Source organism: Oceanobacillus rekensis (genome assembly GCF_002153375.1).
GTDB classification, from domain to species: domain Bacteria; phylum Bacillota; class Bacilli; order Bacillales; family Amphibacillaceae; genus Oceanobacillus; species Oceanobacillus rekensis.
Genome location: NZ_MTBQ01000006.1, coordinates 105,527 through 129,010 on the forward strand (window position 1 = coordinate 105,527; position 23,484 = coordinate 129,010).

Sequence of the window (23,484 nt, forward strand, 5' to 3'; positions counted from 1 at the left end):
ACGTGCAGTTCTAAGCAGGAGTCACTGCTCTCCGCTCACCCGAACTGGTCAAGCTGTGTAATCCGATTTTTAAATCAATCACTAAGGAATTAATTCGTCTTCAAGCTTAAACTAGATTTGGGAAATACACGGAGACTCCTACGGGAAGAGAGGCATAGGTGAGACACTGAAATGCGTCAGTATGAAGGGGCTCACCAGCCGCCCTAGGATGCGCGAAGTGTATTTCCCAGAGCGGTCGTCGAAGCAATCTTAAGTCGTTGTATATAGATTTTGTGGAAATAACAACCAATCTTTTTGTTGGGACGTGTAGTATTCACAATCACTTAGAATAAAGCCAAAGTTTATTTTAATAAAAAGCATAAAAGCTATTGTATATTTATTCTTTTTATTGCATAATAATTCATATAAACAAATTTATAAGGAGCGGTCATATGATTACGAAGGAAATTAACTTTCAGCAACAGGAACTAAAAGGGCGAGACTTTTTAACACTTGCAGATTATACACCAAAGGAAATCAATTATTTACTTGATTTGGCTGATTATATAAAAAAGCAAAAACAGGAAGGAATCGCTTTCGAGCCACTTAAAGGAAAAACATTAGGTATGATTTTTGAGAAATCTTCAACAAGAACACGCGTATCCTTTGAAGCAGGAATCTATCAACTAGGCGGTTTAGGAATCTTCTTGAGTTCCAAAGATATACAGATTGGTAGGGGTGAGACGATTTCAGATACTGCACAAGTTCTATCTGGTTATTTGGACGGCATTATGATTCGGACATTTTCACAAGAGACAGTTGAAGAACTTGCAGACAAAGCCAACATTCCGGTGATTAATGGGCTAACCGATTTATATCACCCATGTCAGGTACTTGCAGATTTACAAACAATTAAAGAAATAAAAGGGAAGCTTGGAGGTACCAAGGTCGTTTATATTGGAGACGGAAATAATATGGCGCATTCACTGATGATTGGTGCTGCAATCACGGGAATGGAATTAGTAGTTTCTGCACCAGAAGGGTATCAGCCCAATCCGTCGGTTATCGAAAAGGCAACTAAGCTAGCTGCTGAACATGGTGCTAAAGTTAGTATAGAGGTGGATCCAACAGTTGCTGTTAAAGATGCAGATGTTATCTATACTGATGTATGGGCGAGTATGGGTCAGGAAGAAGAACAGTTGAAAAGGGAATTGGACTTCGATGGTTACCAGGTAAATGAGAATTTATTGGCTAGTGCGAAAAGCGACGTAACATTTATGCATTGTTTACCAGCACATCGCGGTGAAGAGGTATCAGCGGAAGTGATTGACGGCGAGCATTCTGTTGTCTTCCAGCAGGCAGAAAATCGCTTACATGCCCAGAAAGCTCTAATGACTGCTTTGATGGGATAATAGAATGATAATGATAAAGAGGCCATAGTAAACAAAATGTACCCTATAGAGTAGAATCTTTAAATAGTCTACCTATGGAGTACATTTTGTTTTCGATACGGAATTTTTATTTCGTTTTAAGAAAGGATAGGATAATACTAATCCTACCAGATATAAAATGATTAAAAAGTAAACTGGAAGTAAATGTATAAATGTTGTGTAGCCGATATATATATGAGTTCCAATCCCCGCTATAAATGCAGGTAATGCTCCTATAGCAAGTGTATTCCAAATCCAACGTTCCCCTTTTCTAAAACCCCACAAGGAAAGCATTAGAACAAGTAAACCAACACTTACAAGGGCGCTTCCAAATCCTGCTCGGTCATGTGCAATAACAGGAATCAAATTGCTACTTATGCTATCTAACATTTGAGGTGACATACACAAGTAACTTAAGTCGGTAGACACAAAAACATTGGATACACCTATTGTGGAAATTACGATCCCGCCTACTACTATCAAAAATCCTAATATAATAAACATGAGCTGTCCATAAAGTCCGTATTGCCACACTTTATCATTCTGTCCCTGACTGGAATATGGGGTACCTGTAACTTTTTTTCCTTCCCTGAAGCTAAAATAATATATCGGCAATAAAATAAGCCAGAATAAACCATGTAGCCAATCAAAGTAACCGAAGCCGATAAAAAGAAAAATCCCAAGAAATCCTACAATTGCTGCACTGTGAAAAGCAATCCTTGCCCAATGCATATCGTATTTTATTCCGTGTCGTGCAAGTTGGATATACAATATTCCTCCTGAAATCATCGTACCAGCTAGTGCCATTCTGTCATGAGACATAAATGAAAGGATAAGTGGGTTTACTTGTAAGATATCTGCTCTTGTCAGCCCAAGAAAAGATTCATCATATGGAAGTATAATACTTGTAAATGCAAAATATAAAGCAATAATTCCTCCAATAAGGATAGAAAGACCAAATAGAAATGAAAGGTACCAATTTTGGTGTTTAATAGGTCGGTCTTCTTCATATAATAATCGTTCATGAATTCGCTTTGGTAGTCCTGGCCCTGCCTTTACATAACCATCTGTTAGCATTGCCAAATCTGCACCAGCACGAAATAAAGTACAAGCATCGTTTGGTGTCTCTACTCCACCAGAGGTTATGACCGTTAGCTCAGGATGCAGATCTTTAACCTGTTTAATCGTTTTAGCCAAACACTTATTTGCATTTGCAACTTCATACCAATAGCTATCTTCCGTTCGATGAGGAGCATTTACGACTATACCATCGATACCTGTATGTTGTATCAATTTTCCCATTTTGAACTCTTTTTTGTTCAGTTCATCAGTAGATAAAGATACATAAAAAGAGCGTTCCAAACCTACTACATTATTTTCTACGTATGAGTTCATTTGCTCATTTGTTCCGATGAAAGCATCTACAAGGGGTGTTAAATGCTGAATGATGATATCCCATTCATTCCTATTCACTTGTGCATCTATCTTCGCAAATATAGGAATTCGGATATTCAGGTTTATTATTTTTTTTATCGCTAGTTTGAGTGGAACTTTCTCTTGATTATCGGAAAACAGAATTTGATCTTTTTCTCTCTTTGGTTCATTTTGTTTTTGGGGTTCATTTAACACGATTGGTCCAATTTCTACAAATCCGAAACCTAACTCCTGGAAAGCATTGATTCCTGATAAATTAGGATCAATATGGCCACTTAGTCCAATAGGAGAAGGAAATCCAGTATGATTAATTTCCTTTTGAAATTCCCGTGCAGGTTTCATATGCCCTAAAAACCCAATAAGATTCCTCCCACCAGGAATGGATGCAATGGTGCTCATGGATTTATGTATAAACTCTCGGCTTGTTTTTGGGCTTATTTTATCTAATAAAAGTTTTTTTAATGGATGATAAGACCAATCTGGCATAAAGGACACCTTCTAAACGGTAATTTAGACTTCTGTAAGTCTTTTTACTGTATCGTTCTCGAATGAATTCACATATTCTTTCCTGCTACAATTCTAGCATGTTTAGCAACTAAGCAAAACTGTCTTCTAAATGCAAATACAAACATGCTACATTAATTGGCATAGAAATACTTTTTAGGAATACTAGACATAATAGGGTGCTTTGTAATTATGAGTTTACTAATCTTATTATTTAAAAATTCATTTTGTAATTCTAACCAAAAGGTCTTGTTGGAGGAGAATGATAATTGGAGACTCGAATTAAATGCTTTTGAAAAAAATGTAAAATAAAAAAGGCTTAGATAAAAAACTCCTAAGCCTTTTCGATGTGATTTATAACGCAGATTATTTTTGTGGAAATCCAGCGAAAGCAATGCGATTTTCTGTGTAAGTTTAGCATATTGTTTCTCCCAGGTAACCCTACTGGCGAACGATCAAGTTTGCTTTTGGCTTGTTTATTCGACTTTCATCCCTTGCAAATCTATATCCAATGTTTCCACCTGATAATCAGTTAGAAGGACTTGTAATGGTTTAGCAATAGCTGCTGCTTTTCCTTTAGGAACAATAGATAGCATGGTTGGACCGGCACCACTAATCACGGTACCATATGCTCCGTGTTTTTTTGCTTCCATTCTTATTTTATCAAAGTTAGGAATGAGCTCTGCACGATATGGTTCATGGAATAAATCTCTTTCCATCATTTTGCCTGCAAGCTCATAATTTCCTGATAAAAGAGAAGCAATTACCATATTGCTAATACCACTTGCACTTGCAGCATGGTTCCTCGGGTAGCTATCTGGTAAGACATTCCTTGCCGCTTCAGTCTTTAACTCGATATTAGGAATATATAAGACTAAATCAACATCTATTACTGGAATTTGAATCCAATCAATCTCGTCTTCAGTAACGACAGAGATGACGAGGCCACCATATAGTGCTGGAGCGATATTATCGGGGTGTCCTTCAATTTCCGTCCCATAACGCAGTTTCTCCTGAAGCGTTAATGAAAGATTGCAGGCATGATTAGCTAATTCAATCCCCGCAAGTATTGCAGATGCACTGCTTCCAAGCCCGCGAGCCAACGGAATGTCACTTTTCTCTATCACTTTACATGGCGGAAGCGTTTTGTCGTGTCGCTCGGCTGTTTGCTTCGCTATTTTAAAAATAAAATTCTCTTCATGATTGTTGTTGGAAGAAGAGGAATGGGAGTAGAATTCCCATTCCTCTGACTCTGTTACTTCCAATGTTAAATAAAGATTTATAGCTAAACCAGTGGAATCAAAACCTGGCCCGACATTACCGGAACTTGCCGGAACAGAAATCTTAAATGATTTCATTTTCTGATCATCTCTTCAATAAATTTTGTGACAGCTTCTTCATCATTTGGTAAGGAGGCAGGATTTATCTCCATTTGGTCAATTGCTGTTTGTGGATCTTTCAATCCATTTCCAGTTAATACAGCAACAACTTTACTTCCTTTTTTAATCGTACCATTTGCACATTGCTGGATAACACCTGCGATAGATGCACATGAACCAGGTTCTGCAAAAATCCCCTCTTTACTTGGTAACAATTTGAAGGCATTTAGAATTTCTTCATCTGTAACAGAATTGATTATTCCATTTGATTCTTCTTTCGCCTGCACTGCCAAATTCCAGCTTGCAGGATTTCCGATACGGATAGCGGTGGCAACTGTCTCCGGATCAGCAATCTCTTTACCTTGAACAATTGCTGCAGCACCTTCTGCTTCAAACCCGAACATTTTTGGTAGACCAGTTTGCTTATGATCATTATATTCTTTAAAACCCTTCCAGTAAGCACTAATATTACCAGCGTTACCGACAGGAATTGCAAGAATGTCTGGAGCTTGTCCTAATTGATCACAGACTTCAAATGCAGCTGTTTTTTGTCCTTCAAGACGATATGGGTTAACAGAATTAACTAATGTGACCGGTGTATTTTCACTAACTCTTCTTACCATTTTCAGTGCTTCATCAAAGTTTCCTTCAATTTCAACAATTTCGGCACCGTACATGACAGCTTGTGCGAGTTTTCCAAGTGCAACCTTGCCTTTTGGTATGACAATAATTGCCCGTATACCAGCTCTTGCAGCGTAAGCAGCGGCAGCAGCTGAAGTGTTACCAGTAGAAGCGCAAATGACAGATTTGCTGCCATCTTCAATTGCCTTTGCAACGGCAACGACCATTCCCCTATCTTTAAAGGAACCGGTTGGGTTAGCACCTTCCACTTTCCCATATAATTCAATACCTAACTCTTTGGATAATGTAGGGAAATGGATCAATGGTGTATTTCCTTCCATTAACGTAAGTGCAGGTGTATTTTCTGTAACTGGTAAATAATTTTTGTAATTACTTAGAAGCCCTTGCCAGTTCATGTAACAGCATCTCCTTCAACTTTGTAATAGCTTTTTACTTCCAGTACGACATCCAAATCCTTCAGCTTCTCACGAGCATTACGGAAGTTCTCGAGTGATGTGTCGTGTGTAATAAAGATAATCTCTGCTAGCTCATGTTTTTTAACAGGCGTTTGAAGGATACGCTTAAAGCTGATTTCCCGCTCATGGAAGATAGAGGAAATGGTGGAGAATACGCCAGCTTCATCCTTTGCAAATAATCTTACATAATACTGTCCATGGCGTTTATCAGGCGTTTTTAATTCTTTTTTGAAGTGTGGTTCGATAAATTGATTTCCTGTTACACCTAATCGTAAATTCTTAATAACAGATACGACATCAGAAACAATTGCTGTTGCAGTTGGGAGGCTCCCAGCACCAGGACCATAGAACATTGTTTCACCAACTGCTTCCCCATATACATATACAGCATTGAATTCGTTTTTTACAGATGCAAGGGGATGACTTTTGGATAGAAGTGTTGGTTGTACATTCACTTCCAATTCTTGACTATCAAAATTCGCATAGCCGATTAGTTTCATTGTATATCCTAATTGATCAGCATACTGTAAATCTTCCAGTTCAATATCACGAATACCACTAACTTCTACATCTTCAAGGTCCACTGGGGTAGAAAAGGCCAGCCTACCAAGGATTGCCATCTTTCTTGCAGCATCAAGGCCATCTACATCTGCAGAAGGTTCTGCTTCAGCAAACCCAAGATCCTTTGCTTCCTGCAAGGCATCCTCATAGCTGACACCCTCACTGTCCATTTGTGTTAATATGTAATTTGTTGTACCATTTACAATCCCCATGACTTTTTGAATACGGTCAGATGATAAACCATCAGCAATTCCTCTTAAAATAGGAATTCCTCCGGCAACACTTGCTTCATAATAAAAGTCGCATTTATTCTGGTTGGCAGCTTCTTCAAGCTCTGGCCCGTGCAATGCAACTAAATCTTTATTGGCAGTTACAACATGTTTCTTTGTAGAAAAGGCTTTTAAAATATGTTGTTTTGTTTCTTCAATTCCACCCATTACTTCTACTATAATATCAATCTCCGGGTCATTTAAAATATCATCCGGATTGGTTGTGAGTACAATTTCGTCTGTATTCACATCACGTGCCTTTTCCAGGTTCTTAACTAAGACGCTTTTAACCTGCACACTGCAGCCGAGCTGATGTGCAAGTTTTTCCTGATGATTTTCAATAATTTTGATGACACCTGATCCAACAACACCTAAGCCTAAAAGACCGACAGATACTTTACTTTCCATATAATCACCTCTTATAGCATTTTCGGGAAAACAAAAAATAGTATATTTAACTCATTTAAACATGAAAAACATTGTATGGCAATAGTGAATCTTTAAATAATTAATGTTAAGCGTTTTCACTAAATGGACAAATAGAGAACTAAAAAGAGGTAATATTCATAAACTATTATAAATCACCCAAAATTGGGAGGAATTTATAATGAACGAAGTGATATCAGGGGCTGTATTTATAGCCTGTCTAGGTCTGGGGTTTACGCTAGGGCTTCTTTTGGGTAGCATTGAAATTGGCGGGGGAATTGGTCTTGGAGTGGGATTAATTAGTATCCTTATATTGAGAAGGAATGATAAATATCGGTGAAACAATTGGCAAATTCAAACTTATTGTTAACTATACGTAATGGAGGTAACCCTTTATTATTAACTTATAATTGAAGCAGATGTAGTTTTAAATAAAAAGAGAGAAAAGTCCTCTCTCCTTTGGATGGGTGTTGTCTAGAGGGGATTTTTTTTGGAGAAAATAACCACAACAACTGAAATAGTTCCTTCCTTAATATAAAGTGGTATTCGTATGAACCTAAGAAATTTGATACATTTAAAGCAAACTATAAGGAAGAACTTAAGGGTGACAATCAGCAAGAGGAACTAGGAAAATTGAAGCATATCACGAAAAAGCATCATAAAAATGTGACATTACTCTATGCAGCCAAGGATGTAGATAATAATCAGGCAAAGGTACTTAAGGAAATTTTGGATAAACAGAAAGTATAATGAATGAAGTATATGGAATGAAAAAGAGCAAAACCACGGATTGTTAGTGGCTTTGCTCTTCAGCATCTTTCGACAACTTTCGGGAAGTGGAGGCGACCGTTTAGGAGCCAGAACTAGCCGCAACACGTATAGTCAAACAGAAATAAATGTAATTTGATACAATTCAGGAAGTGGCAGGCACCCGAATGGATAGGATAGCTGTGATTAGGCCAAAGAAGACGATGATTCCGCCAATAAAGGCGTTATTTTCGATACCAATATTGTCTACAACAATACTTCCGACGAAAGAGCCAACCGCAACGCCTAAATGTAAGGATGAGTTATTAAGACTAATCATAATATCTGAATTGTTCGGGGAAGATTCAATCAAATAACTCTGTATTGGTGGTGTAATAGCCCAACTCATTACTCCCCAAAAAACCAAGATAATAAAGAAAAATGGAATAGAAAGTGTAGTAAACGGAATTGCTAGTATAGCTAATATAAATAGACTAATGACAGTAAGTATGGTGGGTTTGGAACCAAATTGATCTGAAAAGGTACCACCAATTGCCCCACCGCTGACAGCAGCTACACCAAATACTAGATAAACGATACTGACCCATATACCATCAAGCCCCATCGTATCTTTTACAAACGGCGTTAAGTAGGCATACAATGTTGTATGACCTGCCAATACAAAAAAGGTTGTTGCATGGGCATATAATACCTTACTGTTTTTTAATGTGTGTATTTGATCGCTTAGCGAAATAGTAACTTGTCCAGGAGTAATTTTCTGCATAAAAAAGTATACGCCAGCAATGGAAAATAATGTCAAAATGGAAATCAATATAAATGGTGCACGCCACCCAAAGGCATTACCAAGCATCAGTCCAAATGGAATCCCTAACACAAGGGAACCACTGACACCCATATTTACGATACCAATTGCACGTCCGCGATATTTTGGTTCCACTATCTTTGAAGCCATTGTGACGCATAATACAATTAGCAGTGATGCACTTGCTGCAGAAATAATTCTGCTTAAAAATAGCACACTGTATACTGGGCTGAAAACCGCTAAGATATTACTTAATAGAAAAATAAATAATGTAAATAGCGTCAAATTTTTCCTTTCCAATTTAGCGGTAAGAAATAATAAAATTGGAGACGATACAGCAAAAACGAGGGAAAAAATCGTAATTAATAAACCTGCTTGTCCAACGCTGACATTTAAGTCAACTGCAACCAAATCCAATATGCCACCTATAATCAATTCGACCATTCCAACAACAAAGGAGACGATCGTTAATAAATACACTCGTTTATCCATTATTCATACGCCTCTCTTAAAAAAATATAACATTGCCATAATAGATCAAATGTCTTCCCCTAGCAAGCAAAAATAAAATAATACATACATTTACGAAAACAAAAATATAATCTGTAAAAAATTGGGGAGTGAAATGCACAGTATTTGTATTAGGGGGTTAAAAGGAGAAAAAGGTGTGTTTTTTTGTTATAATTAGATTACCTCGTGAATGTCCAAAGGAGGAGAATTCGGTGAGAAGTCAAGCTAAATTGGAAAAAGAAGCAATGCATGTATTGAAACTAACAAGCAGAACGTTTTACATACCAATTAAATTATTAAATTCTACGTTGAAAAAAACAGTAGGGTCTGCTTATCTTTGCATGAGAGCAATAGATGAAATTGAAGATCATGAAGAGTTGAATCCAGAAGTAAAGCAACAATTACTTTTGAAAATTAGTAATTTGTTGAAGAATGACTTTGATTCAAATGCATATCTAGAGCTTATAAAGCCATATGATTCGTTATTACCTGAAGTTACGATACGTCTTGGAGACTGGCTGGATTTTTGCCCAGCTGACATCGTCGATAAGGTAAAAGCATCTACTAGTGAGATGGCTGAAGGTATGGCAAAATGGGTTGAAAAGGACTGGGTTGTCAAAACCAAGGAAGATTTGGATGAATATACATATTATGTCGCTGGTCTGGTTGGCGTCATGCTGTCGGATATTTGGAATTGGTATGATGGAACAGAAACAGATCGTGAACTGGCAATTGGTTACGGAAGAGGTTTACAAGCAGTCAATATCCTCAGGAACAAGGAGGAAGATGCAGAACGTGGAGTACGCTTTTTTCCGGATGGCTGGACACGTACAGATATGTTTGCATATGCAGAAGACAATCTTAATAAAGCAGATCGATATATGAAACAGATTAATACGAAGAACATTGTCATATTTTGTAAAATACCGTTAGCATTAGCAAATAGAACGCTAAAAGCTCTAAAAAGTGGGAAAGAAAAGATGTCTCGAGCAGAAGTTGAGACAACAGTTGATCAGATCATAAATGAGTAAGAAACACGTCTAAGAATAGGCGTGTTTCTTTTTTTTGTCAATATTTTTTAAGTTAAATAAATGTAATCGTAGAAAAATTAAAAGAAGAAAAGGGATATTTGTAAGGAAAGTTGCTACAGAATACCGAAACTCCGAGAATGTTAATGATTATATAAATGAATATTTGGAATTAACGATTGAAGCGTTAGAAGAGAAGAAGTATACGGGAGATCATGCTGCGAGTTTTGGGGAAAAGATTGGGCAAATTTGGATAGAAGCTAAAGGCCTGGATAGTGGTATTAGTCAAATTTACGAAGTAAGAAGGATATTTTGGAATGGATTAAAAGCCATCATGCTCGAGCAGGCTGTTCTACTTGAAACCTCGCTTACGGTTGTAGATATATTTGACTCCATCAATAACAAAATTATTCAGTCATACAGCACTGCTTCGATTGCTTCTATCCAAGAAAGCTTGAATAGGAAAGAAGAGGAATTCCTATCACATTCTGCACCGATTGTCCCTATAATGGGTGGAATCGCTATTCTCCCCATTATAGGAGGGATAGACGAAAAACGTGCAGAGCGTCTCATGCGAAAATCTCTTTATGAAGTAAGTAAGAGGGAATTGGATTACCTTCTAATTGATTTGTCTGGAATTTTAATTATTGATACGCTGATTGCGTATCACATATTTAAGATCGTTGATTCATTGGAACTTATTGGTGTTAAAACCGTCTTAGTAGGTATCCGCCCTGAAGTCTCTCATACAATGGTCAGCTTAGGGATTGATTTTTCTAAAGTCAAAACATATAGCAACCTCCAACAAGCTTTCTCAACTTACATAATAAAAAAATAGGCTTGTGATATATGTGCTCTGTATTAAATTTTATAAGATGGGGATATTATTTGTAAGATTAATAAAATATACCTATAATAGAAACTTGTGTTACAAAACTAGAGCAAGTTGGTGGAACACCGTCATTAAATAATTGATTTCAACTACTCAATTATCTAAGTTTCATCCAACGGTCTTTAATGACTAAGGAAAACTATGTTATGGGCACTTGTTCCTAGAAAAATTAGGAGGTAAAGCGTGGATTCAAAAAAGAGGAAGAAGGGTCTTGATTGGCCTGTATTCATCGTAAGTGGAGGGTTTTTACTTGCGTTTATAATATTTTCATTAGTGAATAATGAGATGGTTGGCGGTGTAGTAAATACTTTATTTGCCTATTCATCTGATTTATTTGGTGCCTATTGGCAAATACTGTTGCTTGCAAACTTTTTCATCGGTCTTGGTTTAGCTATTTCAAAATATGGCAAGGTCAAATTAGGGAAGCAAGATAAACCTAAATATAGTTATTTTGGTTGGGTTTCTATGATTTTAGTTACCTTACTTGCAAGTGGGGGCGTATTTTGGGCTGCTGCTGAACCGATGTATCACTATATGGATTCACCGCCATTATTCGGTGGTGGTCAATTTAATAATTTCGATGCAGCATTCGCTCAGGCCTTTATGCACTGGGGCTTTACTGCCTGGGCTATTTTAGGAACTCTTGCGGTTGTTGTGATGATGTACGTTCACTATAATAAAGGTTTACCCTTAAAACCAAGGGGATTGTTATATCCAATGTTTGGCGAAAAAATATATCATAATAGTATAGTTGGTTCGACCGCTGATATTTTTTCAATTATTGCGACTGTTGCTGGTACCTTGGGACCGCTCGGTTTCTTAGGATTACAAATATCGTACGGGCTTAATCACTTATTTGGTGTTCCAAATACGTTAACAGTGAGTATTATTGTTGTCATGGTACTCGTATTAATTGCAGCAATTTCTGCTGCTACAGGAGTGGACCGTGGCATTTACCATCTTAGTAACTGGAACGTAAAATTCACGATATTGTTAGCTATTATTGTACTCATTATCGGACCTACAATGTTTATTATTGATGCATTTATAGGTGGTACAGGATTTCATTTGCAAAACTTCTTTACGATGAGCATGTATCGTGGGGATGAGGGTTGGCTTTCAGGTTGGACTATCTTTTTCTGGGGATGGTTTATTGGTTACGCCCCAATGCTAATTGTATTTATTAGTAGAATTTCACGTGGAAGGACGATTCGCGAGTTAATCATTGCGGTGTCAATTGTAGCCCCAATTGTTAACAATTTTTGGTTCTCCATTGTTGGTGGTACAGGCGTATTCTTTGAAAGGGAAAATCCTGGATCCATTTCAAATGCCCTGAGTGAAGGCGGAATGCCGGCAGCAGTTATGGCAATTACAGATCAACTTCCAATGGGTACCTTAATGGGCTTAGGTTTTCTACTTGTATCGATTGTGTTTGTTGCTACAACAACAGATACAATGTCATATACAGTAGCAGCTACAATAGAGGGAAATGATCATCCCAAACGCTGGCTCCGTGTTATTTGGGCATTGATTTTTGGTGCGACAACGATGGTTATTCTAACAATTGGTGAGAACAGTATTGCTTCCATTCAGAATTCTATTATCATAACCGCAGTTCCGGTATCATTGTTATTGTTACCACCTTTGTGGAATGCGCCAAGGATTGCGAAGAAAATGGCGTTGGAACAAGGTCTCATTTGGCAACGTGAAATGAGGAAAAAAGAGGATAAAAAATATTAATAAATAAACCTGTAGTGCCATCCAAATTTTCGTTTGTGAATTTGGATGGCCTTTTTTTTATTCTTGATGTTCCATATACGTAATGGAGACTTTTAAGTTTGCATTTTTTTCTCGAATACGATCAAGCAATTCTTTATCATTCGTTTCACTTTTGTTCCGTATTGCATAAGTGTACATAATCATTGTTCCAAGATTGGTAGTTTCCACCTGGCGAAGGGAATGATTAATGGTGAATTGACTGAAAACATCGTCCAGTAGGTTCTCATGGTTTAGATTCTCTGGAACTGTTACTTTTAAAATTTGTGTATCTTTACCCTTCCCATAATTAAATTTATACAGTAAATAAAATAGCATACTTGCAAAGATAGTCAGGATAATTGCTAAGTCAAATTGGTAAAGACCACTTGTCATCCCTACGGAAAGTCCAAAAAATATGTAGGCAATATCCTTTGCGTCTGTCACAGCGCTCCTGAAACGGATTAAAGAAAAGACAGCAAATAATCCAAATGCGACACCGGCATTTCCGCTGACTACATTCATAACAACAGATACAACGACACTCATAATAATAATTGTATGGACAAAGTTTTGAGAATACCTTTCTCCAGTAAAGGTAAGTTGATATACTTTCGTAATAATAATACTCAGAATTGTCGCGATTGCCATTGCCAGTAAACTCATAAATATAGTAGATTCGTTTCCATTAATCTGAAATAACTCATTCATCTTATATTCCTCCAATTAGTACGTTTTCATTTGCAGAATCATTTGTTAGTGTACTTTTCTTTAATAGTTCCAAACTAGTACAGAACTTTGATGCACTTCTTTGCTCACAGTCTAAATCCTGTAAGATCCGTGTTAACCAAAGCGGAACACTTTCGTTTACTTTTACTTCTAAGACTACTAGATTTGGATCAATGAAGTAATTCCCATATGCTCCATTTTCCAATGAAAGATCATTGTTTCTACATTTTAGATTAAAATCAAAGGTAATTCTTAAGTCAGAATCGCTTAAACAGTGAAGGGCATGTCGATCATAACTTACAATCATTTCTGGCTCTAATTGATATAGATTACGAAAATAATCAATTTCACGGAGTACTTGTGTATTTGATGTTTTATAATTATCGATACAATCCTCCTCCATTTCAATGTAACGATAGGCTTCATACAGTGGAAGGAGCATTCTTCTTTTGTTTACAACTTTCTTGTGCTTTTGTTTTATTTCAAAAAAAGCTGTCCCTGAAATGTCTGTGTCATTGTAAACCCGTAAACGCAACTTTTGGCGATATTTAAGTTTGTTTTTCGTCTCAAAGTAAATTTTGCGGTCATTACTTTCAAAATATAAGCTTGTAACGGTATACTTACCGTTTTGACCGAACTTATCGGGTCGCATATAAGATGAAATTTTGTCAATTAATTTTTCATACTGGTCCATAGTAATAAGATACTTTTGTTCTTTTCTTCTAAAAATCTCTAGTGCCATATAAATCATCCTCCTAATAACCATATTAGCCACTATCTATAAGACCATAATGTGAGAAAGATTAGACTTTCATGAGAAATTGATGTGGATTTATTAATGTTGATTAAATTCCACCAAAAACAAAAAAACTTAGAGCCTTGAGCTCTAAGTTCCTATGCTTGATAAGCTAAAATAAAAAGTACTTAGCTCTTATTTCCTTTAAACAGCTATTAAATAGTGTATATGCAGAATGGACAAAGCATTGCTAAAGCGAACAATATAATGACAATCGCTCCAACGAAAATGGAGACACGAATCATGGTCGGTGATAAAAATGTCCCTACCGTATTTGTAGCTACAGCAATGAGAGCAAATCCTGCAAGAATTGCCGCTAAAAAGATTAATGCCAATTGGTGCATTATCACCTTTCCTCAATATATAAAATAAAAATCTTTGTTCATTATATGAGTATGTTTTCTATTACTAGTAGCATTGGAAGGATTCGATTCTATTTAAATCAATGCCGAAATATACCCATCTGAATCCCGTCCATCTAAAACCAGCAATGGAATTTCTACCTACAAAGGTTGGATAATACCAAAAAGAATCCCTTCTTAGCCATACATAGGTAAATCTGAATAAGCAGCCGCGGATTCCACCAGGGTCTACGGCGAATGTTTGAAATTGTGACTGGGTAGGTGTGAAGTTTGGTGGTGCAGTTGTCGGTGCACCTGTTTGCTGTCCACCACCTCCACCAGGCCCACCACCAGGGAATCCAGGTCCACCAGGAAACCCGCCAGGCCCTCCACCAGGGAAACCGGGTCCACCAGGAAACCCACCAGGCCCGCCGCCAGGGAATCCGGGTCCACCAGGAAACCCACCAGGTCCTCCACCAGGACCACCTGACCCGCCAGGGCCAAAAAACTGTCCTAATAAATAACCAGGCAGATTAAATTGTCTTTCTTCCTCATCATACGGTGGTTGGTTATAATTCATCTATATTTCCTCCCTTATATGTTAACAAAAATCGTTCTCTTTACTATATGGGAGATTAGTCTAGTTTGGGATTAATTTTTGCAGAATGGGCTAAGAAATCATGTTGAAAGTCAGTTTCACATGTGCTTTATAACTTAATGAGGATGGCCCTGAAAAATGTTCTTGTAAGTATACAGATAGCGTGGTAAGATTATCCTGCCAATTTTGCAGAATATGAATTAAATAAGGTATAGAGGTTTTTATAGATTGTATTTACTCGAAGGCCTGTTTTCTAAAAAGTTGCCTACACACTGCTCGTCCAATCGAAAGATATGTAGCACGATTCTGTAAATAAACTTAAAGTTCCTTCGTAGCTTATCTCAACTCAGCAATACTTAAAAAGCAACAACTCTTTTCGGTGAAGAAAGTAACCACCCGTCCCAAACATTGTGAAAATAACATATGCGAAAAACTTTTTCCTACTTTGTGAATATATGTTTGACGTTTTGTCTTAAATAGTTAAGTGAAGGGGTTTTTTGTATGAATGATAATAATCAACCAAAAAAGTATGAATATCTGATAGATGATCCAAATGTAAAAGTTATGCCAATTATGCTATCCCTAATAATTGGTGCTTTTTTTGCTATATTAAATGAAACTTTATTAAATATTGCTTTAACTACGCTAATGGATGAGTTTAATATTTCCCTTACCACTGTACAATGGATGGCTACTGGTTTCATGTTAGTGATGGGAATTGTTATCCCTGCTTCAGCTCTAATACTACAATGGTTCACAACGCGCCAATTATTTTTGAGTACGATGATTATATTTACGATTGGAACTACGATAAGTGCACTTGCTCCAACTTTCCCTGTTTTATTAACAGGAAGGTTGATACAGGCAGTTGGTACAGGGCTTTTAATGCCGATTTTGTTTAATGTATTTTTATTAATATATCCACCACACAGACGTGGGAAAATCATGGGGATAATTGGACTCGTTATTATGTTTGCTCCGGCTATTGGGCCAACTTTATCTGGAGTCATTGTTGAATATTTAGGCTGGCGGTATTTATTTATAATCGTTATCCCATTTGCATTATTTTCCATCGCATTTGCTTATAAATATTTAGTGAATGTTTCTGAAGTTACGAAGCCGAAAATAGATGTCCTATCGATTATTTTATCAACAATTGGGTTTGGTGCCATTGTGTATGGATTTAGCTCGGCAGGGGAAAGTGAAGCTGGGTTTTTGGATCCTAAAGTTTATTCTATCATTTTGGTAGGATTTATTGCTGTACTGTTCTTTTCATTAAGGCAGTTCAAGCTTAAAGAACCACTCATCGATTTAAGGGTATTTCGTTACCCGATGTATACGCATGGGGTTATCCTGTTTTTGATTATCATTATGGCGATGTTTGCATCTGAAATTATTTTACCGATTTATATGCAAGGACCTTTAGCTTTAACGGCTGCTACAGCAGGCTTAATCCTATTACCGGGTAGTATTTTAAATGGTGCCTTGTCACCGGTAATGGGGAGCCTATTTGATAAGTTCGGGCCTCGTGTATTGATGGTACCTGCAACCCTTGTATTATGCGCAACTATGTTTATGTTGAGCAGGTTAGACTTAAATACACCGCTATGGGTAATTATTGTTGGGTATATATTATTAATGATATCCGTTTCTGCAACGATGATGCCTGCCGAAACAAATGGATTAAACCAACTTCCGAAAGAACTTTACCCACATGGAACGGCAGTTATGACAACATTACAGCCAGTTGCAGGGGCAATAGGTGTCTCCGTCTTTATTGGTATCATGAATGCAAGGCAAAAAAGTGTTTTGCAACATTCAAATGATCCAACAGACTTAATGGTTGTAAATGAGGCGATGGTAGCAGGTGTAGAGCTGGTTTACTTTATTGCATTTGCCATGTCAATCATTGCTGTAATTATGGCTTTCTTTGTTTACCGTGCTGCACCAATTGAAACCGAACAATTGTCTAAGAAGGAATGATTTGGTAAGGTGAAACACCATTCAGTGGGGAACATACTCATTGGTGTAGCAGGATAAAAAGTATTTCATGCAAATGATCCCCTTTTAGATGATCGGTCTGAAAGGGGATTTGTTTTTTCTTGCATTATACTTACTTCATATCTAAAAAAATTAATAGCGCATCTCGTAAGAATTCTGTGCCGCCCTTGATAGCCTTGTCATAGTAAGCAGTGAAACGTTCATCTGAAACATACATTTCTGCAAGACCTGCATGTGCTTCTTTTGAGTAGTTAGGCCAAGCATACATTAGCCACTGTTTGTGTTTTGCAGCAACTTCTTGTGCCAAGTCTGAGGCTGGATTTCCAGTTTTATATGCTCTTTCAAGCAATAGCATTATTTCTTCCCCTAGGTCGTTCATGGATTTGAAATCCTCTTCAGACATTCCTCTCAACTTTGCGTTGCTGGCATTAACCGTCTCATCGCCATACTTTTCGCGAATTTCCTTACCAAACTTTTGTTCATTTTCCTCGATGATTTTATCCTTAAATCCTGCAAATTTTTCCTTATCTTGCATAGGTATTCCTCCTTTTTTGCTTGCAATCGTCTTCTCGACAGTTGCCATTAGTTTGTCAAGGTGGGAACGTTTTTGCATCAGTTTTTTATAATGATTTTCGAGCGCTTTTGTCTGATTGTAGGTGGGCTCATTCATAATGTCCATAATTTCTTCCAGACTTACTTCCAATTCACGGTAGAATAAGATCTGTTGAAGCAGATCAACTTCTTTCTGTCCGTATATGCGATAGCCCGAAGAATTTATTCTTGCTGGCTTAAGCAGTCCGATTTGGTCGTAATACCTGAGTGTGCGGCCGCTAACGCCTGAAATTTTAGCTAATTTATTAACCGTGTATTCCATCTGTATTCCTCCTGACAATTGTTATCATAAACCTTTACGTTGGGTAAAGGTCAAGCGGAATTATGAACTTATTTGTGGAAGTCAAAAAGTCCTTCCTAACACAACAATAATCGAAGTAAATAATCAAAAGGGTGAAAAAGTTATTTTTCCACCCCTTTTGAAATTCCTATTTCGATTATTCTTGTCAAGAAAGAAGTTTCTATAACCTATAAGCGTTGTACGGCAAGTTTAATATCGTTTGCAGCTGTAATTGCTGATATAAAAGATACACCATCAGCACCCGCTTCAATTACAGACAACGCATTTTCAGTGTTGATGCCTCCAATCCCAACAATAGGCAGGTCGGGAAACTGATTTCTTAATGTTATTATCCATTCTACTCCAACAGCTGCTTTAGCATCTGTTTTTGTATTTGTAGCAAAAATTGGACCTGCACCGATATAGTCAACCAACTGTAGAGGACTTTTTTCAACTTCGTAGGGATTTGATACAGAAAGCCCAATTATCTTAGTTGGAAACATTTTACGTAATTCTTCTACTGATACATCATCTTGTCCAACATGAATCCCGTCTGCATCTAGAGGGGTTACCAAATCAATATCATCATTAACGATAAATGGAATATGATGCTTTCGGCATATATCTCTTAATTGTTTGCCTAATTCTAACTTCGCATTGCCAGTAAGTGATTTGGGTCCCTTTTCGCGAAATTGAAATGCTGTAACTCCAGCTTCAGCTGCTGATTCTAAAATCTCTGTAGGATTACGGGAACAGTTTTGGCTGCCCATAATAAAATATTTACGCAAGCTTTGCTTTATTTGATATGTCATCAATCTCTCCCCTTACCTTCTTAATGATAGCTGGATTCATTTTTCATTTCCTCCCCACGTGTAGCCCAGTGGTTTGTTGGGCCACTTCCAGATCCAAGTGGGAAGGAATGTTGAATTGCTTCCGTAACGAAATGCTTAGCTTTTTTAACGGCTTCAACTAACGGCAGGCCTTGGCTTAAATAGGCTGTAATAGCTGCAGAATATGTACAACCTGTTCCATGTGTATTTTTGGTATTGATTCGTTTGGAAGTAAAGGTATGTATGCTTGAACCATCATATAAGAAGTCAATTGCTTCACCTTTCATATGACCACCTTTCACAAGTGCAGCTCCCGCACCAAAATTCACAACAATATGCTCTGCAGCTTGTTTCATATCATCAACCGTTTTAATACTTTCGCCAGTCAGATATTCAGCTTCCGGGATATTTGGTGTCACTACAGTAGTTAATGGCAAAAGTTGCTCACGTAAAAAATCACGTGCATTTTCTTCAATTAATGGGTCTCCACTTGTTGCAACCATAACAGGATCCATAACATACGGAGCATTTAACTTTGAAATCTTATTAACGACTATTTTCATCATATCTATATTGGCAATCATTCCAGTCTTAAATGCATGAACAGGCATATCCGTAATAACGGAATCCAACTGCTGTTTTATCATATCAAGCGGGACATGATGAATGTCCTGAACACCAGTAGTATTCTGGGCAACTACTGAAGTAATCACAGACATACCATAGCTTTTTAACTCTTGAAATGTCTTTAAGTCAGCATGAATTCCTGCCCCACCACTGGGATCTGTCCCGGCAATGGTAAGGGCGCATGGTATTTGTTTCATAGATTTGACACCGTCCTTTTTGATGGATATTCTTTGCATGTAAATGCCATTTAATATCCTCCTAATTAATACGTACTAGATTTTTAGTTTTAACCCGTGAAACGATAAACCAGCCAATGAAAGCACCGGTAATGCTGCTAACAAGAAACCCTGGCAAAAAGGCAAGTGCACCAACTGAGGTACCCATTAAAATTCGGGCAAAAGGCACTGCGAAAAGTGCCCCGATGATTCCGGAGCCAACCGACTCTCCAATCACTGCCCACCCTTTTTTACCGACTTTTCTATAGAGGTAGCCAGCTAGAAAAGCACCGACCATGCCTCCAGGAAAAGCAAGTAATGTCCCGAGGCCGAGTAGATTCCTGAGCAAACCAATCATAAAGGCAATGGCAACTGCAGGACCTGGCCCAAGCATGACAGCTGCCATGACATTGACTGCATGCTGAACAGGGTACGCACGTGCGACACCTGTTGGGAACCACAGTAACTGAGCACCTATCGTTCCAATTGCTACAAAAACGGCCATCGTCGTTAACAGAAGCGTTCGGTTCATAACTTTCTCCCTTCATTTTACATAAAGAACTACACAAAAAAGCCAGATCCATAATGGACCTGGCTTGATAGGCTGAAAATAGAGTAGACGATATACTGACGTCTGACTACTTCCCTCCGCTGGTATTAACCAGATCAGGTCCATAAGAGTCGGAAAGATTATATGCTTTCCTCTCAGCCCACATATTTTTGGGCACCCCTAGTAGTTCTTACATATGAAATTAATTTGAATATTATATTAAGTATATCAAATGAAAATGCTTTTGTCATTGGTGATTTCAACGTACGAAATAAATTAACCGTAGAGATAATTTGAAAGTGGATAGAATACAAATATTATCAAAGAGGTAAAATAAAAAGCGACCACTCGACTATTCTTCAATTAGTTTATTAAGTACCATTGCTTAAGCAGATTCTACCACGCAGTCTAACTTCTTAGTAAAATTATTTTTATTATACAATAAAAAGGTTAGATAGGATGTTTTCTACAAGTCCCATCTAACCTTTTAATTTTTAAGAATGGAGCATAGGGGGCTCGAACCCCTGACCTCTTGCATGCCATGCAAGCACTCTCCCAGCTGAGCTAATGCCCCGAAGATCATAATTAAGATTATAGCTGTTTTTTATAGATCTTTCAAGCGGAACTTTAGTAATGACTTTTAACCCTAGAAGATATACTATATATAACAGTAAATATTGTTACTGTTAATGATTACAAAGTGAGGGGAGATTCTTTGCCAACCAATGATGAACGATTATTTTCTATGCTGATCTATGTGCTTAGCTTTCCTTTTCCCATTTTAGGCCCATTACTTATCTGGTTGCTAAAACGGGATGAATCCGAATTTGTTGATTACCATGGAAAGGAATATTTTAATTTTTTTATGTCTTATTTTATTTATGGAGTGATTGGTTCTATATTAATACTATTATTAGTAGGGATTGTTATCGTTATTATATTAGGTATTATGGCAATTATTTTTACGATCATTGCAGCGGTGAAATCATATCAGGGGGAGCAGTATAAGTTTCCTTTAATTATCCACTTCATTAAATTAGGGAACTAATATTTATGCTCAAGTTCTATAACAAGGATACCTAATCAAATATGCTCTCATATAAAAAAGAAGGATTTAACCAACATTGGTTGAGTCCTTCTATTTTATATTACTTGTTTACATACCTGTCCAACTTACATTATATTGATATTATGCAAAAATATAATCACATCAGAACTACTTGAACAATTAGGGAGTGCTTTTTAATGAATAAACCAGATATTAATCAGGATGATTTCCGATATAAAATAGCGAATAAAGAGGCAATTATTGGAATAGGTTTAGTCCTTTTTAACTTTGCTTGGTGGTACGGTTTTGCGTATGGGTTAGGAAGTAAAGATCCATCGGAATATTCATATGTTCTTGGGCTGCCGGCATGGTTTTTTTACAGTTGTGTTCTAGGATTTATTGTAATGGTTATTCTCGTATGGATTGTTTTAAAGTTATTCTTTACAGACATTCCATTAGATGATGATGAGGAGATTTAGGAATGATGAATTGGCAGGCTATTTTACCATTATTATTAATTATCATGATTATTTTTGTTATTGGAATGTGGGCAGGGAAATATGTTAAAACAACAGATTCATTTTTACAGGAGTACTTTCTAGGAGGGCGCAGCTTAGGAGGGTTTGTACTGGCCATGACAATGGTCACTACTTATGGAAGTGCAAGTAGTTTCTTGAGTGGACCGGGTACTGCGTATAATGAAGGTCTTGCTTGGGTCTTGCTGTCCATGACTCAATTATCTACAGGGTATTTTGTCTTAATGATTTTAGGGAAAAAGTTTGCAATTGTAACGAGGAAGTACAAAGCGATTACAATTGTCGATTTCTTGAGAGATCGTTATCAATCCAAATGGGTTGTAATCCTCTCTGCTATGAGTATATTAATCTTTCTCTTTTCTGCCATGTCTGCGCAATGGATCGGCGGGGGTCGTTTAATCCAATCATTAACAGGCTTTTCCTATATGACAGCATTATTTATTTTTTCAATATCTGTACTCGTATATGTTGTCATCGGCGGATTTCGTGCGGTAGCTATAACTGATGCACTACAGGGTATCATTATGTTAATTGGTACTTTAATCTTATTAATTGCTATTATTATTGCTGGTGGAGGTGTACCTAACATTATTTCCAATCTTGCAGCGGAGAATCCAAATCTAATTACACCATTTGGTGCGAATGCTGATTTGACACCAGCATATGTATCATCTTTTTGGGTATTGGTTGGTGTTGGTGTTGTAGCATTACCGCAAATTGCAGTACGTACGATGTCCTATAAAAACTCTAAATCCATGCACCTGGGAATTATGATCAGTACAATCGTAGTCGGTTTCATCATGCTGAATATGCATTTAATTGGCGTTTTTGCAAGACCAATTATGCCAGGGGTGGAAATAGGTGATACCGTCATGCCACTTGTTGCACAGCAAGTATTGCCGAGCTGGCTTGCAGGAATAATCTTGGCTGCACCAATGGCAGCCATTATGACTACTGTGAATTCATTATTATTATTAGTCAGTTCAACAATTGTAAAAGACATTTATTTAAATTATATTGAACCTGATGCAAAGGAGACCAAAGTGAAGGGACTGAGTATGTCGGTTACTGCAGTAATTGGAATAATCGTCATTACAATGTCGTTAAATCCTCCAGACTTAATTATATGGCTAAATCTATTTTCAATGGGTGGACTGGAAGCCGCATTTATTTGGCCGATTGTAATGGGCCTCTATTGGAAAAAGGGTAATAAATACGGTGCCATTGCATCGATGATTACTGGTGTTGGCAGCTATATTATGTTTGAATCATTTTACCCACAGCCATTTGGCATGCATTCTGTTGTAACTGCAATTGTATTAGCATTTATCGCATATGTTAGTTTCAGTCTTGTTACTGGGAAAAATAGGGTTGCATTGGAAAATTAATAACTGAATATCATAAAATGAAAAAACCTCTTTCTACATGAAAGAGGTTTTTTTAGATATTGCTTTTTGTACTGTATGTTGCTCTATAATTCACGGCAG

At 37.2% G+C, this 23,484-nt stretch carries 23 protein-coding genes, 1 tRNA gene and 1 riboswitch; of the genes, 10 read left to right on the plus strand and 14 right to left on the minus strand.

Annotated features, from left to right (window positions below; genetic code table 11):
- Positions 1-431 precede the first annotated feature (431 nt).
- Positions 432-1,391 (plus strand): ornithine carbamoyltransferase, encoded by a 960-nt coding sequence (gene argF, locus BV906_RS14785; RefSeq protein WP_087974406.1) that lies wholly within the window; start codon positions 432-434, stop codon positions 1,389-1,391.
- A gap of 72 nt (positions 1,392-1,463) precedes the next feature.
- On the opposite strand, the gene BV906_RS14790 is transcribed toward argF, so the two are convergent.
- The 4 genes from BV906_RS14790 to BV906_RS14805 form a co-directional block, all read right to left on the minus strand.
- Positions 1,464-3,329 (minus strand): dihydroorotate dehydrogenase, encoded by a 1,866-nt coding sequence (locus tag BV906_RS14790; RefSeq protein ID WP_087974407.1) that lies wholly within the window; start codon positions 3,327-3,329, stop codon positions 1,464-1,466.
- 494 nt (positions 3,330-3,823) lie between these two features.
- A complete protein-coding gene (gene thrB / locus BV906_RS14795; protein ID WP_087974408.1) occupies positions 3,824-4,705 on the minus strand; it encodes a homoserine kinase in 882 nt (293 codons plus the stop codon).
- A complete protein-coding gene (thrC, locus tag BV906_RS14800; RefSeq protein ID WP_087974409.1) occupies positions 4,702-5,763 on the minus strand; it encodes a threonine synthase in 1,062 nt (353 codons plus the stop codon). Before thrC ends, thrB begins: the two co-directional genes overlap by 4 nt.
- On the minus strand, positions 5,760-7,061 hold the full coding sequence (locus tag BV906_RS14805) for a homoserine dehydrogenase (RefSeq protein ID WP_087974410.1): 1,302 nt from the start codon (positions 7,059-7,061) through the stop codon (positions 5,760-5,762). The genes thrC and BV906_RS14805 overlap by 4 nt, the downstream gene beginning before the upstream one ends.
- Before the next feature lie 199 nt (positions 7,062-7,260).
- On the opposite strand from BV906_RS14805, the gene BV906_RS19560 reads away from it, so the two are divergent.
- Both BV906_RS19560 and BV906_RS14810 read left to right on the plus strand, forming a co-directional pair.
- Positions 7,261-7,419 (plus strand): hypothetical protein, encoded by a 159-nt coding sequence (locus tag BV906_RS19560; RefSeq protein ID WP_176330369.1) that lies wholly within the window; start codon positions 7,261-7,263, stop codon positions 7,417-7,419.
- Between the two features lie 194 nt (positions 7,420-7,613).
- Positions 7,614-7,829, plus strand: a complete 216-nt coding sequence (locus tag BV906_RS14810; RefSeq protein ID WP_087974411.1) for a DUF488 domain-containing protein — start codon at positions 7,614-7,616, stop codon at positions 7,827-7,829.
- A 163-nt stretch (positions 7,830-7,992) separates the two neighbouring features.
- Here the strand turns inward: BV906_RS14810 and BV906_RS14815 are convergent, their stop codons facing one another.
- The gene (locus tag BV906_RS14815; RefSeq protein WP_087974412.1) at positions 7,993-9,141 is read right to left on the minus strand and encodes an MFS transporter; all 1,149 of its coding nucleotides are present in this window, start codon (positions 9,139-9,141) and stop codon (positions 7,993-7,995) included.
- 230 nt (positions 9,142-9,371) lie between these two features.
- Here BV906_RS14815 and BV906_RS14820 point away from each other — a divergent pair, with 230 nt between their 5' ends.
- From BV906_RS14820 to BV906_RS14830, 3 genes are all read left to right on the plus strand, one after another.
- Entirely contained in the window at positions 9,372-10,190 is an 819-nt protein-coding gene (locus tag BV906_RS14820; protein WP_087974413.1) for a squalene/phytoene synthase family protein, read from the plus strand.
- A 34-nt stretch (positions 10,191-10,224) separates the two neighbouring features.
- Positions 10,225-11,025, plus strand: a complete 801-nt coding sequence (locus BV906_RS14825) for an STAS domain-containing protein (protein ID WP_087974414.1) — start codon at positions 10,225-10,227, stop codon at positions 11,023-11,025.
- A 237-nt stretch (positions 11,026-11,262) separates the two neighbouring features.
- Positions 11,263-12,819, plus strand: a complete 1,557-nt coding sequence (locus BV906_RS14830; RefSeq protein WP_087974415.1) for a BCCT family transporter — start codon at positions 11,263-11,265, stop codon at positions 12,817-12,819.
- 57 nt (positions 12,820-12,876) lie between these two features.
- Here the strand turns inward: BV906_RS14830 and BV906_RS14835 are convergent, their stop codons facing one another.
- The 4 genes from BV906_RS14835 to BV906_RS19565 all read right to left on the minus strand — a co-directional run bounded on the left by BV906_RS14835 (position 12,877) and on the right by BV906_RS19565 (position 15,280).
- Entirely contained in the window at positions 12,877-13,545 is a 669-nt protein-coding gene (locus tag BV906_RS14835) for a DUF4956 domain-containing protein (protein ID WP_087974416.1), read from the minus strand.
- A 1-nt stretch (position 13,546) separates the two neighbouring features.
- Positions 13,547-14,305, minus strand: coding sequence for a polyphosphate polymerase domain-containing protein (locus BV906_RS14840; protein ID WP_087974417.1), 759 nt, complete (start codon positions 14,303-14,305; stop codon positions 13,547-13,549).
- Between the two features lie 209 nt (positions 14,306-14,514).
- The gene (locus BV906_RS14845) at positions 14,515-14,703 is read right to left on the minus strand and encodes a hypothetical protein (RefSeq protein WP_087974418.1); all 189 of its coding nucleotides are present in this window, start codon (positions 14,701-14,703) and stop codon (positions 14,515-14,517) included.
- Positions 14,704-14,767: 64 nt separating this feature from the next.
- Entirely contained in the window at positions 14,768-15,280 is a 513-nt protein-coding gene (locus BV906_RS19565; RefSeq protein ID WP_087974419.1) for a hypothetical protein, read from the minus strand.
- A 519-nt stretch (positions 15,281-15,799) separates the two neighbouring features.
- Between BV906_RS19565 and BV906_RS14855 the strand changes: the two genes are divergently transcribed.
- On the plus strand, positions 15,800-17,281 hold the full coding sequence (locus BV906_RS14855) for an MDR family MFS transporter (protein ID WP_087974420.1): 1,482 nt from the start codon (positions 15,800-15,802) through the stop codon (positions 17,279-17,281).
- Between the two features lie 130 nt (positions 17,282-17,411).
- Here the strand turns inward: BV906_RS14855 and BV906_RS14860 are convergent, their stop codons facing one another.
- From BV906_RS14860 to BV906_RS14880, 5 genes are all read right to left on the minus strand, one after another.
- Entirely contained in the window at positions 17,412-18,173 is a 762-nt protein-coding gene (locus BV906_RS14860; protein WP_087974421.1) for a MerR family transcriptional regulator, read from the minus strand.
- Between the two features lie 206 nt (positions 18,174-18,379).
- A complete protein-coding gene (thiE, locus tag BV906_RS14865) occupies positions 18,380-19,003 on the minus strand; it encodes a thiamine phosphate synthase (protein ID WP_087974422.1) in 624 nt (207 codons plus the stop codon).
- A gap of 20 nt (positions 19,004-19,023) precedes the next feature.
- Complete coding sequence (gene thiD / locus BV906_RS14870) at positions 19,024-19,845, minus strand: bifunctional hydroxymethylpyrimidine kinase/phosphomethylpyrimidine kinase (RefSeq protein ID WP_087974550.1); 822 nt, start codon at positions 19,843-19,845, stop codon at positions 19,024-19,026.
- Positions 19,846-19,906: 61 nt separating this feature from the next.
- Positions 19,907-20,395, minus strand: a complete 489-nt coding sequence (thiW, locus tag BV906_RS14875; protein WP_087974423.1) for an energy coupling factor transporter S component ThiW — start codon at positions 20,393-20,395, stop codon at positions 19,907-19,909.
- Between the two features lie 94 nt (positions 20,396-20,489).
- A riboswitch (TPP riboswitch) is annotated at positions 20,490-20,605 on the minus strand.
- A gap of 309 nt (positions 20,606-20,914) precedes the next feature.
- Positions 20,915-20,987 (minus strand) — tRNA-Ala (locus BV906_RS14880).
- Positions 20,988-21,128: 141 nt separating this feature from the next.
- On the opposite strand from BV906_RS14880, the gene BV906_RS14885 reads away from it, so the two are divergent.
- From BV906_RS14885 to panF, 3 genes are all read left to right on the plus strand, one after another.
- Positions 21,129-21,461 carry a DUF4870 domain-containing protein gene (locus tag BV906_RS14885; protein WP_245844191.1) on the plus strand — a complete coding sequence of 111 codons (333 nt, stop codon included), beginning with the start codon at positions 21,129-21,131 and terminating at the stop codon, positions 21,459-21,461.
- 197 nt (positions 21,462-21,658) lie between these two features.
- Positions 21,659-21,940, plus strand: a complete 282-nt coding sequence (locus BV906_RS14890; protein ID WP_087974424.1) for a YhdT family protein — start codon at positions 21,659-21,661, stop codon at positions 21,938-21,940.
- Between the two features lie 5 nt (positions 21,941-21,945).
- A complete protein-coding gene (gene panF / locus BV906_RS14895) occupies positions 21,946-23,385 on the plus strand; it encodes a sodium/pantothenate symporter (RefSeq protein WP_087974552.1) in 1,440 nt (479 codons plus the stop codon).
- The last annotated feature ends 99 nt before the right edge of the window (positions 23,386-23,484 follow it).

Bases quoted from the DNA above. Each gene is read 5' to 3' on its own strand.
- argF (WP_087974406.1), top strand. From the start codon at position 432: ATGATTACGAAGGAAATTAACTTTCAGCAACAGGAACTAAAAGGGCGA.
- BV906_RS14790 (WP_087974407.1), bottom strand. From the start codon at position 3,329: ATGCCAGATTGGTCTTATCATCCATTAAAAAAACTTTTATTAGATAAA.
- thrB (WP_087974408.1), bottom strand. From the start codon at position 4,705: ATGAAATCATTTAAGATTTCTGTTCCGGCAAGTTCCGGTAATGTCGGG.
- thrC (WP_087974409.1), bottom strand. From the start codon at position 5,763: ATGAACTGGCAAGGGCTTCTAAGTAATTACAAAAATTATTTACCAGTT.
- BV906_RS14805 (WP_087974410.1), bottom strand. From the start codon at position 7,061: ATGGAAAGTAAAGTATCTGTCGGTCTTTTAGGCTTAGGTGTTGTTGGA.
- BV906_RS19560 (WP_176330369.1), top strand. From the start codon at position 7,261: ATGAACGAAGTGATATCAGGGGCTGTATTTATAGCCTGTCTAGGTCTG.
- BV906_RS14815 (WP_087974412.1), bottom strand. From the start codon at position 9,141: ATGGATAAACGAGTGTATTTATTAACGATCGTCTCCTTTGTTGTTGGA.
- BV906_RS14835 (WP_087974416.1), bottom strand. From the start codon at position 13,545: ATGAATGAGTTATTTCAGATTAATGGAAACGAATCTACTATATTTATG.
- BV906_RS14840 (WP_087974417.1), bottom strand. From the start codon at position 14,305: ATGGCACTAGAGATTTTTAGAAGAAAAGAACAAAAGTATCTTATTACT.
- BV906_RS14845 (WP_087974418.1), bottom strand. From the start codon at position 14,703: ATGCACCAATTGGCATTAATCTTTTTAGCGGCAATTCTTGCAGGATTT.
- BV906_RS19565 (WP_087974419.1), bottom strand. From the start codon at position 15,280: ATGAATTATAACCAACCACCGTATGATGAGGAAGAAAGACAATTTAAT.
- BV906_RS14855 (WP_087974420.1), top strand. From the start codon at position 15,800: ATGAATGATAATAATCAACCAAAAAAGTATGAATATCTGATAGATGAT.
- BV906_RS14860 (WP_087974421.1), bottom strand. From the start codon at position 18,173: ATGGAATACACGGTTAATAAATTAGCTAAAATTTCAGGCGTTAGCGGC.
- thiE (WP_087974422.1), bottom strand. From the start codon at position 19,003: ATGACATATCAAATAAAGCAAAGCTTGCGTAAATATTTTATTATGGGC.
- thiD (WP_087974550.1), bottom strand. From the start codon at position 19,845: ATGAAACAAATACCATGCGCCCTTACCATTGCCGGGACAGATCCCAGT.
- thiW (WP_087974423.1), bottom strand. From the start codon at position 20,395: ATGAACCGAACGCTTCTGTTAACGACGATGGCCGTTTTTGTAGCAATT.
- BV906_RS14890 (WP_087974424.1), top strand. From the start codon at position 21,659: ATGAATAAACCAGATATTAATCAGGATGATTTCCGATATAAAATAGCG.
- panF (WP_087974552.1), top strand. From the start codon at position 21,946: ATGAATTGGCAGGCTATTTTACCATTATTATTAATTATCATGATTATT.